The 11774-nt window shown below is 69.4% G+C and carries 9 protein-coding genes; 6 read left to right on the plus strand and 3 right to left on the minus strand.

Features of this window, described 5'->3' with window-relative positions:
- Positions 1 to 15: 15 nt before the first annotated feature.
- From AB0D85_RS46945 to AB0D85_RS46960, 4 genes are all read left to right on the plus strand, one after another.
- Positions 16 to 966 carry a glycine betaine ABC transporter substrate-binding protein gene (locus AB0D85_RS46945; protein ID WP_362335917.1) on the plus strand — a complete coding sequence of 317 codons (951 nt, stop codon included), beginning with the start codon at positions 16 to 18 and terminating at the stop codon, positions 964 to 966.
- Positions 963 to 1823: a nitrilase-related carbon-nitrogen hydrolase gene (locus tag AB0D85_RS46950; RefSeq protein ID WP_362335921.1), complete on the plus strand. Its 861-nt coding sequence runs from the start codon at positions 963 to 965 to the stop codon at positions 1821 to 1823. The genes AB0D85_RS46945 and AB0D85_RS46950 overlap by 4 nt, the downstream gene beginning before the upstream one ends.
- On the plus strand, positions 1816 to 2649 hold the full coding sequence (locus AB0D85_RS46955; RefSeq protein WP_362335924.1) for a DUF6282 family protein: 834 nt from the start codon (positions 1816 to 1818) through the stop codon (positions 2647 to 2649). The genes AB0D85_RS46950 and AB0D85_RS46955 overlap by 8 nt, the downstream gene beginning before the upstream one ends.
- Positions 2650 to 2802: 153 nt before the next feature.
- Entirely contained in the window at positions 2803 to 5643 is a 2841-nt protein-coding gene (locus AB0D85_RS46960; RefSeq protein WP_362335927.1) for an FAD-binding and (Fe-S)-binding domain-containing protein, read from the plus strand.
- A 125-nt stretch (positions 5644 to 5768) separates the two neighbouring features.
- On the opposite strand, the gene AB0D85_RS46965 is transcribed toward AB0D85_RS46960, so the two are convergent.
- Complete coding sequence (locus AB0D85_RS46965) at positions 5769 to 6737, minus strand: acetylxylan esterase (protein WP_362335930.1); 969 nt, start codon at positions 6735 to 6737, stop codon at positions 5769 to 5771.
- Positions 6738 to 7171: 434 nt separating this feature from the next.
- Between AB0D85_RS46965 and namA the strand changes: the two genes are divergently transcribed.
- Positions 7172 to 8239, plus strand: a complete 1068-nt coding sequence (namA, locus tag AB0D85_RS46970; RefSeq protein ID WP_362336104.1) for an NADPH dehydrogenase NamA — start codon at positions 7172 to 7174, stop codon at positions 8237 to 8239.
- Positions 8240 to 8345: 106 nt separating this feature from the next.
- On the plus strand, positions 8346 to 8723 hold the full coding sequence (locus tag AB0D85_RS46975) for a helix-turn-helix domain-containing protein (protein ID WP_362335933.1): 378 nt from the start codon (positions 8346 to 8348) through the stop codon (positions 8721 to 8723).
- Between the two features lie 451 nt (positions 8724 to 9174).
- Here the strand turns inward: AB0D85_RS46975 and AB0D85_RS46980 are convergent, their stop codons facing one another.
- Positions 9175 to 10119 carry a fumarylacetoacetate hydrolase family protein gene (locus tag AB0D85_RS46980; RefSeq protein ID WP_362335936.1) on the minus strand — a complete coding sequence of 315 codons (945 nt, stop codon included), beginning with the start codon at positions 10117 to 10119 and terminating at the stop codon, positions 9175 to 9177.
- A complete protein-coding gene (locus AB0D85_RS46985; RefSeq protein WP_362335939.1) occupies positions 10116 to 11714 on the minus strand; it encodes an MFS transporter in 1599 nt (532 codons plus the stop codon). Before AB0D85_RS46985 ends, AB0D85_RS46980 begins: the two co-directional genes overlap by 4 nt.
- Between the last annotated feature and the right edge of the window lie 60 nt (positions 11715 to 11774).

Raw genomic sequence — 11774 nt, forward strand, 5'->3', positions numbered from 1 at the left:
ACGAAAGGCTTCAGCATGCGCAGAACCATGTTGGCCGCGGCCGGTCTGCTCAGCCTCGCGCTCACCAGTGGATGTGCCCTCGGCAGCAGCGGCGCCGAGCAGGGCAGCGGCACCGCCAAGAGCGGCCCCCTCAAGGGCGCCACCGTCAACGTCGCCTCCAAGAACTTCACCGAGCAGTTGCTGCTGTGCGAGATCACCGCCGAGCGGCTCGAGTCGCAGGGCGCGAAGGTCGAGCGCACCTGCGGCATGAGCGGGACCAACGCCGTCCGTGCCGCGCTGACCAGCGGCTCCGTGGACATGTACTGGGAGTACACGGGCACCGGCTGGCTGGCCCTCCAGCAGTCGGGGACCGAGACCGACCCGCAGGCCGTGTACGAAAAGGTCAGCACCCTGGACAAGGCCAAGAACGATGTGGTGTGGCTTCCGCCTGCGGCGGCGAACAACACCTACGCCGTCGCGGTGAAGACACAGACGGCGAAGAAGCTGGGTGTCTCCACGCTCTCCGAGTACGCCGCGCTCGCCAAGCGGGATGCGGGAAGCGCCGGCTTCTGCGGTGCCTCGGAGTTCTTCGGCCGCGACGACGGCTGGCCCGGGCTGCAGAAGGCGTACGGCTTCAGCCTCCCGAAGAGCGATGTGGCGGAGCTGGCCGAAGGCCCGATCTACAACGCCGTCGCCAAGGGCAACCCGTGCCACTTCGGCGAGGTGTTCGCCACGGACGGACGGATCTCCGCCCTCGGCCTGACCGTCCTGAAGGACGACAAGAAGTTCTTCCCGCCCTACAACCTGTCCCTGAACGTCCGGGGGGCCGTCCTGAAGAAGTACCCGAAGATCGAGACGGTGATGGATCCGGTGAGCAAGCTGCTGACCACCGCCGAACTGCAGAAGCTGAACGCGCAGATCGACGTGGACGGCAAGAGGCCCGAGGAGGTCGCGAGCCAGTGGCTCAGCGCCAACAAGCTGAAGTGACAGCGAGCCCGGAGGAGCCCCGCACCCTGCGTGTGGGACTCCTCCAGACCGCCCCCGTCTTCGGTGCCGTGGAGGAGAACCTCACCCGGATCGCCGAACTGCACAACGGGCTCGGACCGGTCGACCTCGCCCTCACCCCGGAGCTCTCGGCCAACGGCTACGGATTCACCCCGTACCAGCGGACCGACGAACTCTTCTCCGAGGACGATCCCCGGCTCGCCGCCCTCGTGTCCGCGGGTATCGGGGTGGGCTTCGCCGAGAGGAGCGGCTCCGGGCTGCCCTGGAACTCCTACCTGCTGTCCGATCCGCTGACCGGGACCCGTCACCTTCAGCGCAAGCTCCAGCCCGTTTCCTATGCGCCGTGGAACGAGCACCTGTCGTTCCAGGCCGGTGCGGAACTGCGGACCGCCGACATCCGCGCGGCCAGGATCGCCACGGCCATCTGCAACGACATGTGGCACCCCGTCATCCCGTGGCTGGCGGCCCAGGGCGGTGCCGAAGTCCTGGTGGTTCCCGTGGCCAGCATGGAAGGGACCGACCCGGCGAGGATCCGGCGTACGTGGGAGGTGATCCTGGAGCACACGGCTGTACTGCTGCAGTGCTACGTCGTCTTCGTCAACCGCTGCGGTACGGACGAGGGGGCCCGGTTCTGGGGCGGCTCACGCGTTCTGGGCCCGGACGGCGGCGTCCTCGCGCGCCTCGGGGACGGGCCGGGCGCCGCCGTCGCCGAGCTCGACCTGACAGCCCTGCGCCGCCTTCGCGCGGAGGTCCCCCTGCTCGCGGAGGCCCGCACCGAGTTCCTCAGCGGAGCGTTGTCGACGGGCCCTGGCCCGGCAAGGGAGCTGCGTCATGTTTGACGTTCATGTTCATGCCGCCCCCGACGTGCTGGAACGGATCGGGTACGACGACCAGATCGGCGCCGGTTATGCCGCTGCTGGCTACAGCGGCTTCGTCCTGAAGGCCCACCACGAATCCACCGTGGGCCGGGCCAGCGCCCTCAGCCGGTCGTCCGGGCTGGAGGTCGTGGGAGGAATCACCCTCAACCGTGCCGTCGGCGGAATCAACCCGGCGGCCGTCCTCTCGGCTCTCTCCGCCGGTGGCCGGCTCGTCTGGTTTCCCACGGCGGACGCCCACACTCAGGAAAGTGCCGGGCTGCCCCGCCTGGGAGACCTGGACCATCGTCTGGACCGCTCCGTCCTGTCCGTCCCGCCGGTCCTGTCGGCAGACGACCCGGCCACCAAGGACATCGCCTTCGTCCTGGATCTGATCGCTGAGCACGACGCGGTGTTGTGCACGGGACATCTCAGCCGCGAGGAGTGCGGGTGGCTGCTGGACCAGGCCCTCGCCCGGGGCATCAACAGGTTCCTGCTCACACATCCCTCCTACACCGTCCCCGGTATGGAGGTGCGGGAGATCGCCGAGTTCGCCGAGCGGGGCGCGCATGTCGAGATCACCGCCTACCAGCTCTTCCACCAGCCCGGAATGACGGCTGCCCGACTGGCCGCCGTCGCTCGGGCAGCAGGGTCACGTCTGGTCCTCGCCTCCGACGCGGGGCAGCCCGACAGCCCGGAGCCCCCTGCGGCAATCGAACAGCTCATCGCCGCCCTCACCGCCGAAGGACTGGACTCCCGTCAGCTTCGGGACGCCGCCGACGAGACCCCGCGGAAGCTTGTCCTCCGCTGACGGCCGTCGGAGAAAGCGGCTGAGGCGCGAGAAGCCGATCGCTCACCACGGTCCGCAGAGCACGCTCCCCGGACGCGGCTCCACCGTGAACGGATCCAGGTCACCCCAACACCACCGACAGCCCCTCAGGAGCAGCACAGTATGGACGCGGCCATGACAGATGGTCCAACGACCCCCGCCACGTCGTTCCTCGAAGCGCTGCGCGGTCGGCTCGGCGGCGTCGTCGACGGGTCGCCCCGGACCAGGGCGCTGTATTCGACCGACGCCTCGAACTATCGGATCGTCCCTCAGGCCGTGCTCACGCCCAGGTCGACGGACGACGTGGTCGCCGCGGTCGGCATCGCCCGCGCCCACCGGGTTCCGGTCACCGTCAGGGGCGGAGGCACCTCCTGCGCCGGCAACGCCGTGGGCCCCGGCCTCGTGATCGACTTCTCCCGCTTCCTGAACCGCGTCCTGTCGGTGGACCCGGATTCCTCCACGGCCGTGGTCGAACCCGGGGCGGTCCTGAGCACACTCCAGGACGCGGCCCTGCCGTACGGACTGCGCTTCGGTCCCGATCCCTCCACCGCCACCCGCTGCACGATCGGCGGGATGATCGGCAACAACGCATGCGGCCCGCACGGCCTCGCCTACGGGCGTACGGCGGACAACGTGGTGTCCATGACCTGGCTGACCGGTCGCGGCGACGTCATCACGGTCGGCTCCGGGGAGGACGCGCTCACAGCGGTACCCGGTCTCGACGCCTTCGTCTCGGCGAACCTGGCCGTGCTGCGCACCGAGTTCGGGCGCTTCGGACGCCAGATCTCCGGCTACTCCCTGGAGCACCTGCTCCCGGAGAACGGGCGCAACCTCGCGGCCGCCCTGACGGGCACCGAAGGCAGCTGTGGCATCCTCCTCGAAGCCACCGTCAGGCTCGTGCCGCGGGCATCCGCACCGGCCCTCGCCGTCCTCGGCTACGGCGACATGGCCACCGCCGCGGACGACGTGCCCAACCTGCTCCCCTTCCGCCCGCTCGCCCTGGAGGGCCTGGACGCACAACTCGTCGACGTCGTCCGCCGGGCGCACGGCAGTGCCGGTGTCCCCGACCTGCCCGCGGGCGGGGGATGGCTGATGGCGGAGGTCGGCGGCACCGACTCGGACGAGGCCGTCGCGGCGGCACGGAAGCTCATCGCCGCCTCCACCTGCGCCGACGCCGTCGTCCTGCCCGCGGGCCCGGAGGCGACCAGGCTCTGGCAGATCCGTGCCGACGGTGCCGGCCTCGCCGGACGCACCGCCGACGGCAAGCAGGCCTGGCCCGGCTGGGAGGACTCCGCCGTCCCCCCGGAAAGGCTCGGGGACTACCTGCGGGGGCTCGAAGCGCTCATGGCCGAGGAGCACCTGTCCGGGCTGGCATACGGCCACTTCGGCGACGGCTGCATCCACGTCCGCATCGACTTCCCGCTCGACGCCGGGGGCGCGCTCATGCGCGGATTCCTCGAACGCGCCGCCGCTCTGGCCGCCGAGCACGGCGGCTCCCTCTCCGGCGAACACGGTGACGGGCGCGCCCGCTCCGAGCTGCTGCCCGCCATGTACAGCCCCGGGGCCCTGCGCGCGATGGAGACCTTCAAGGCCCTCCTGGACCCTGACGATCTCATGAACCCCGGGGTCGTCGTCCGCCCGGCGCCGCTGGACGCCGACCTCCGCCGCCCCCAGGCCCGCACGCTCCGCGCCACCGACGGATTCGCCTTCGCGCACGACGCCGGAGACATCACCGACGCCGTCCACCGCTGCGTCGGCGTGGGCAAATGCCGCGCCGACCTCCGCGGACAGGGCGGATTCATGTGCCCTTCGTACACCGCCACCCGGAACGAGAAGGACTCCACCCGCGGCCGGGCGCGCATCCTCCAGGAAATGCTCAACGGCGGTGTCGTCACACGCGGTTGGGGCTCCCCCGAGGTCCACGACGCCCTCGACCTGTGCCTGAGCTGCAAGGCGTGCGCGAGTGACTGCCCCACCGGCATCGACATGGCCACGTTCAAGTCCGAGAGCCTCCACCAGACCTACCAGGGCCGCCTGCGCCCGTTGAGTCACTACACGCTCGGCCGCCTACCGCAGTGGCTCAGGCTCGCCGCGCCGTTCGCGCCCCTCGTCAACCTCGCGGGCCGCGTCCCGCTGCTCCGCAGGGCGATGACGACACTGATGGGAGCCGACCACCGCCGCTCGCTGCCGAGGCTGCCACGGGCTCCGTTCCGCTGGAGCCGCCCGAGCAAGCCGCGCCGGACCGTGGGCCGGCCGGCAGACCGGCAGGCAGGCGGACCCAAGGTCCTGCTCTGGGTCGACTCCTTCTCCGACGCCCTCGCCCCGGACATCCCCCGTGACGCCGTCGAGGTTCTCACCGCCGCCGGCTGCGACGTCGAGATCGCCGCCCCCGGCGCCTGCTGCGGCCTGACCCTCGTCTCCACCGGCCAGCTCACCGCCGCCAAGGCCAAGCTGCGCAGAACGCTCGACCTCCTGTTCCCGCACGTCATGGACGGCCGGACCGTCGTGGGCATCGAGCCCAGCTGCACCGCCACCCTCCGCTCGGACCTCGTGGAGCTCCTCCCTGAGGACCCCCGCGCCGGCGAACTCGCCCGCTCGGTCAAAACCGTCGCCGAGTTCATCACCTCCATCGGCTGGACACCACCGCGAGCGGCCGAGAAACTCCTCGTCCAGCCCCACTGCCACCACTACGCGATCATGGGCTACGACACCGACAAGGCGCTCCTGGAATCCATGGGCTGCGACGTCGAGATCTCCGCGGGATGCTGCGGTCTCGCCGGCAACTTCGGCATGGAGAAGGGCCACTACGACGTCTCCGCGAAGATCGCCCAGGACGGCATCCTGGCCAAGGCATCGGCAAACCCTGACAGCCGGATCCTCGCCGACGGGTTCTCGTGCCGTACTCAAGTACGCGACCTCGCCGGCCTCGACAGCCGCCACCTCGTGCAGATCATCGCCGAAGCCCTCCGGCGCTGAACGGCCGCGCACGGCTGGTGGGGAAATTCCGGGCGGCCGGGTCCCCCGGACAGAGTGGCCGCGGACCCGAGCCGATCGGCGCGCGTCAAGCGCTGAAACGTCATCAGAACGTGGAGCCCCGCCCGCTACCCGCGTTCGGCCAGGAACTTCAGCTGTTCGCCGCGCTGGTGGATGCCACCGCCTTCGTGGCCGTTCCATGGCCACACGGTGATCCGCTTCTCCCCCTGCCAGCGGTTGTAGGCCGCGAACACGGTCGAGGGCGGGCAGTCCGCGTCCATCAGGCCCACCGAGTAGAGGGCGGGGACCGTGGCGCGAGCTGCGAAGTGCACTCCGTCGAAGTAGTCGAGGGTCTGAAAGACCCGGTCCTCGCGCAGTCGCTGGCCCGCGAGGAACTCGACGAACTCCCCGTACACGGGTGCGTCGGTGATGGTCACGGCTCGACGGATGTGCGACAGGAACGGCACGTCGACCATGGCGCCCGCAAGGTCCTCGCGCAGGCCTGCGACGGCCTGGGTCATCGCGCCGCCCTGGCTGCCGCCGGCGATGACGATGCGATCGGGGTCGATTCCCTCGATGCCTTTCACGACGTCCACCGCCCGGTAGGCGTCGGTGAAGACCCGTCGGTAGTAGTAATGCTCAGGGGCCTCCAGGCCCTGGGTCACCCAGCCCTTGGCGGTGGGGCCGTTCGTCCCGTACGGGTCGCCGGTGTCTCCCGGGTTCCAGTTGCCGTAGCCCTGGCCGCGGGTGTCCATGACGAAGTGCGCCCAGCCCGCGGCCGGGAAGGTGGTGTGCGCCCACGGATAGGAGCGCCCGCCGGTGTAGCCGATGTACTCGACCACGCACGGCAGCGGGCCCTCGACCCCGTTGGGCATGACGAGCCAGGCCTTGATCGGGTGGCCGCCGAACCCTGCGAAGACGACATCGAACGCGTCCACAGTCACCAGAGCGGTTTCATACGATGCGATCCGGACGTCGAGGTCATGGGTGGCGGCCTCCGTGAGGGTGGACTTCCAGAACTGGTCGAAGTCGGCGGGTTCCGGCACCTCAGGCCGGTAGTCGCGGAGCTGCTCCAGCGGGAGATCAAAATGAGCCATGAGGTCCAAACTCCAAGCCGTACAAGATCGTCACCATGGGGAACGGGCAACCGCGAAGCCCCGTGACAGGCGACTTGATCCGCGGGGTGCAACGCACAGCGATCACCATACGGTCACACTAGAGAAAGATCATTCATTCTTCCAGGTTGCCCGCCTTCGCTTCACGGCGCAGCCCTCGGCTGCCGTCCGGCACAGCGCATGCCGCACTCCGCCGCGCCGGCAGAGTCATCGCCCAAGGACCGGTGGCCGAGTCGCTCACCGACGACAGTGTCAGCGCCTGTTTCGGACCGACCGGCCTGAGGTGCACCGGCTTCCACACTTACATTTCTGTCAGTACTGGAATTAAATGTGCGTACTGGCACGCCGAGCAGGTACCTCCTAATCTCGAAGTCGTACGAACCGTTCGACCTGAAACAGGAGCCCTCTTGTCCGCGATGCTCTACGAGCCGATCACCATCCGTGGCACCGAATTCCGCAATCGCATCGCGATGTCTCCGATGTGCATGCACTCGGCCGACCAGCAGGGCCGCGTTTCCGACTTTCACCTGGTGCATTACGGTGCGCGAGCACTGGGTGGCGCGGGCCTGGTGATGCTGGAGACCAACTCGGTACTGCCCAACGGTCCGATCGGCCCCGGCGACCTGGGCATCTGGGGCGACGAGCACATCGAGGGACTGTCCCGGCTGGCCGGGACGATCCAGCGCTTCGGCGCCAAGGCCGGGGTGCAGATCGGCCACGACGGCCGACAGCTCGGCATCGACTCCGTCACGCCGGTGGCGCCTTCGGCCATCCCGTTCACCCCCGAATCGCGTGTGCCCGAAGCGCTGACGGTCGAAGGGATCAAGGACGTCATCGAGGCCTTCCGCAAGGCCACTGTGCGTGCGAAGACGGCCGGGTTCGACGTGATCGAGGTACACGCGGCCCATGGCTATCTTCTGCATGAATTCCTCTCGCCGCATTCCAACAAGCGCACCGACGAATACGGCGGCAACCACGAGAACCGTTATCGGATCGTGCGCGAAGTCATCGATATTGTGCGCGGGGAATGGGAGGGCCCCCTGTTCGTACGTATCTCCTCGACCGACTACGCAGAGGGCGGGAACACCCCCGAGGACTACGTCGTTTTCGGCCGCTGGATGAAGGAGCAGGGGGTGGACCTGATCGACGCCTCGTCGGGCGGCATCGCTCCGGTGAAGGTCTCCACCTTCCCCAACTACCAGGTTCCGGCCGCCGAGTTGATCCGGCGAGAGGTCGGCATCAGGACCGGCGCTGTCGGCCTGATCGAGAGTGGCCGGCAGGCGGAGGAGATTCTCCGGAACGGCCGTGCGGACATCGTCCTGATCGGCCGGGAGATGCTGAAGGACCCGTTCTGGGCTCGTACGGCCGCCGACGAACTTCGCACTCCGATCACCCCGCCCCAGCAGTACACGCGCTACGGCTCGGCTTGGCAGCGGTCGCAGCCGCCGCTGCCTGCCGCGCCGTTGACCGCGACCACGTCCTGACCCGGCCGGCCAGGGGGACGGCGTATTCTACGGAGCGCACCCACCCTGGCCTGGTAGGACAATGTCCCTGTGTGCTGGTGTGCTACGGATCGGATGTGCGGACCTCATGCCCAGAACACGACTCTCCGACGACCTGCCCGGTTGCGCGATGGAGGCGACCGTCACCATCATCGGCGGCAAGTGGAAGGGGGTCATCCTCTTCCACCTGCTCGACGGCACCATGCGGTTCAACGAGCTGCAACGCGTGATGCTGGGCGTTGCCCCCCGGGCGCTGACCAGGCAGCTTCGGGAACTCGAAGAGGACGGCCTGGTGACGCGCACCGTCTACCCGGTCGTGCCGCCCAAGGTCGAGTACTCCTTGACGGAAGAGGCACGGTCGTTGGAACCCCTGCTCATCGGCCTCAACGAATGGGGCAAGAAGTGGCTGTCGCGGCGCGACATCGCCTGCCGGGCAACGGAGCCGGCCGGCCACAGCACGCCATGACTCGGCCACGGGCTTGCGGGGATGACCTCATCAATGTTCATGACGGGGGCTTCGTCCCGCCCCTCGTCGAGCGGTGGGACACGTAGCGGCGTGGCCGTGACCCATCCGCGAGACCACGGTGGTCGAGGGGGCGGCGGCTTACGACATCGTCATCTCCGATGTCATCCCGGTCGACAAGGCCGGCGGTGAACACGCGGCCGACGCGCAGCGGGTCGCCCGCGAACTCTCGCCCCCTTTGCTTGCCTGCCACCCGTCGAGCCGGGCACCTGGCGGCCACCGCCGTCGCCTGCTCCGCCCTGACGGACACGGTCATCGACCAGGTCGGGAAGAAGACGGAGGCCCACCGTCACTGCTCGCGCGCTCGGTGCTTGTTCCCGCCGAGACCAGGTTCGTCGCCGGGGTCGCGCTGATCACTCAGCGCGACCCCCCATGGGACTCGGTCGCCCGGCGTTCACCGCCTGCGCCGGGCGCTGGGCACGGACACCGGTGGGACGCCCTCGGTGACGGTGTTGCTGATGGCGCCGATGCCTTCGACCGTCATGGTGACGGTGTCGCCGAGGACGAGCGGCGGCGGTTCGAAAACACCGTTGCGGCCCCAGAGTTCGGCGAGACAGCCTCCGTTGCCGCAGGTGCCCGAGCCCAGGACGTCACCCGGTCGGATCCAGGTGCCGCGGGAGGCGTAGGCCGCCATCTCCTCGAATGTCCACGCCATGTTGGACAGCCGGTCCTGCCCCACCATCTCGCTGTTGACGTACACGGTCAGAGCGAGGTCGAGGAAGCCCTCGGCGTCGCGGTGGGGTTCGAGTTCGTCGGCGGTGACCAGCCAGGGGCCGAGCGTGGTGGCGGTGTCCTTGCCCTTGGCAGGCCCGAGTTTGACCTTCATCTCGCGGCCTTGCAGGTCGCGGGCGGACCAGTCGTTGAGGATCGTGTAACCGATGATGTGTTCGCGTGCCTGCTCGGGGGTGAGGTCCCGGCCGGCTTTGCCGATGACGGCGGCCACTTCGAGTTCGAAGTCGAAGCGCCGGCAACCGGGCGGTACGGGGACGTCGTCGTGGGCACCGATCATCGCGTACGGGTTGGTGAAGTAGAACGCGGGCGCGGTGTACCACTCCTCGGGAACCGTGTCGCCGTATCCCCGCGCGACGCCCGCGACATGGCTCTCGAAGGTCATGTAGTCACGGACGGTGGTCGGTTCGAGCGGCGGCAGCAGCCGGACGTCGGCCAGGGCCACGGGCAGGGAGCCGGCCAGCGCACGTTCTCCCGCCTCGCGCAGCGACTCCTCCCCTTCCACGATCAGATCGAGCAGGTCGACGGGGTGGTCGAAGGCGTGGAACCGGCCGTCGGCGGCGACTCCGGACTGCCGTTTCCCGTCGTGGACGACGCTCGCGAACTTCACGCGGCGCTCTCCTTGCTCTCGACCGGCCCGGTTCCACCGGACCGGAAGCCGACGAAGACGGCGGCGATCAGGGCGGCGGCCACGCACGCGGCGGCGGTGAGCAGCAGGGCGTTGTTGTAGCCGTGGGCCAGGGCGTCCGAGGTGAACGGCCTGAGCTTGACGCTGAGCGGGCCGAGGTCGGCGGTGTGCAGGGCCAGCGGGCCGCCCGCGTCCAGGACGGCGTTGGCGATGCCGTGCTCCTTGGGAGTGAGTCCCGCGTCGGCGAGGCTCCCGGTGAGCCGGCTCGCGGCCATGCCGAGGGCGACGGCTCCTACGACGGCCGGGCCGAGGGTCTGGCCGAGGTCGCGGACCAGGCTGGTGGTGGCGCCGGCCATGCCGGTCAGGCCCGGCGGTACGACGTTGACGGCGGCGGCGGTGATGGCGGCGACGACCAGGCCGAAGCCCACGCCGTTGAGGACCAGCGGCCCCAGCAGGGGGACCAGGCCGGTCTCCTGGACCGGCACCGCCCGCAGCCACAGCTGGGCGGAGGCCAGCGAGACGAAGCCGGTGACGAGCATGGGGCCGGGCCCGACCCGGTGCAGCAGCCGGACCAGCAGGGGCCAGATGAACGGGGTGATGCCCTGGATGATCACGAAGGGGACCGCGGCCTGGAAGGGGCTCTGGTGCTGGATGACTCCCAGGCGGATGCTCAGGTCGTAGGCGCCGCCGAGGAAGCCGAACATGCCGATCACCGCCATCGCGGCCGAGGCGGCGAAGGCCCGGATGCGGAAGAGTTCCAGCCGGAGCATCGGAGCGGCGCTGCGGTTCTCCATCACGACGAACGCGGCGAGGAAGACGACGAAGCCGACGAAGGACAGCACGATCGGCGCCGAGCCCCAGCCGTCGGAAGGGCCCTGGATGATGCCGTACAACAGGGAGAGCATGGCCACGGCGATGGTGATCTGACCGGGCCAGTCCAGCGAGCGGCCCTGCGGAGCGGTGGACTCGGCCGCCAGCAGCCAGGCGGCGCCCGCGGTGACGACGGCGATCACGCCGGTGACGCCGAAGGCCCACTGGAAGGAGGCGTGTTCGACGATACCGCCGGACAGGAGCGGGGCGACGAGGGCGCCCAGCGACAGGGCCGTGGTCCAGGAGGCCAGCCCCTTGGCCCGCTCGGCCGGTGTGGTGGTGACGGCGGTGATCATCGTCAGGGAGGCGGGGAAGAGGGCGGCGGCTCCGATGCCGGAGATCGCCTGCCCGGTGATCAGCTGGGCCGCTGAGCCGGCGGTGGCGGAGACCAGATAACCGATCGCGGCCAGGAGCGACGCGCCCACCACCAGTTTCTTACGGCCGTACAGATCGCCCACGACACCGAAGGTCAGGGCGAGCACCGCGGCCGGCACCAGGAAGGCGTCGCTGATCCAGGTCAGTTCGGAGCCGGAGGCTTGGAGGGAACGCTGCATGACGCCGTTGATCGCGGCGGGCAGCACAAGCCCGATCTGCGCCAGGCAGACGGCCAGGCAGCCCGCGAGGATCGTGCCTGTGTGCCGTTCCGGAGTGGTGAGGGCGATGCCGGACGAGGCGGTCGGTGGATCGTAGGCAGGTGTGGCGACCATGACTTCTCCTTTGGAGATCGGCGGAAACACATACCGAGGACGGGGGATTTGGAAGAGTTG

Source organism: Streptomyces sp. NPDC048277, assembly GCF_040652235.1.
GTDB lineage: Bacteria > Actinomycetota > Actinomycetes > Streptomycetales > Streptomycetaceae > Streptomyces.

What these genes read in the sequence shown, in the direction of transcription:
- AB0D85_RS46975 (WP_362335933.1), top strand. Translation starts at nt 8,346, where the DNA reads ATGCCCAGAACACGACTCTCCGACGACCTGCCCGGTTGCGCGATGGAG.
- AB0D85_RS46985 (WP_362335939.1), bottom strand. Translation starts at nt 11,714, where the DNA reads ATGGTCGCCACACCTGCCTACGATCCACCGACCGCCTCGTCCGGCATC.
- AB0D85_RS46955 (WP_362335924.1), top strand. Translation starts at nt 1,816, where the DNA reads ATGTTTGACGTTCATGTTCATGCCGCCCCCGACGTGCTGGAACGGATC.
- AB0D85_RS46965 (WP_362335930.1), bottom strand. Translation starts at nt 6,737, where the DNA reads ATGGCTCATTTTGATCTCCCGCTGGAGCAGCTCCGCGACTACCGGCCT.
- AB0D85_RS46960 (WP_362335927.1), top strand. Translation starts at nt 2,803, where the DNA reads ATGACAGATGGTCCAACGACCCCCGCCACGTCGTTCCTCGAAGCGCTG.
- namA (WP_362336104.1), top strand. Translation starts at nt 7,172, where the DNA reads ATGCTCTACGAGCCGATCACCATCCGTGGCACCGAATTCCGCAATCGC.
- AB0D85_RS46945 (WP_362335917.1), top strand. Translation starts at nt 16, where the DNA reads ATGCGCAGAACCATGTTGGCCGCGGCCGGTCTGCTCAGCCTCGCGCTC.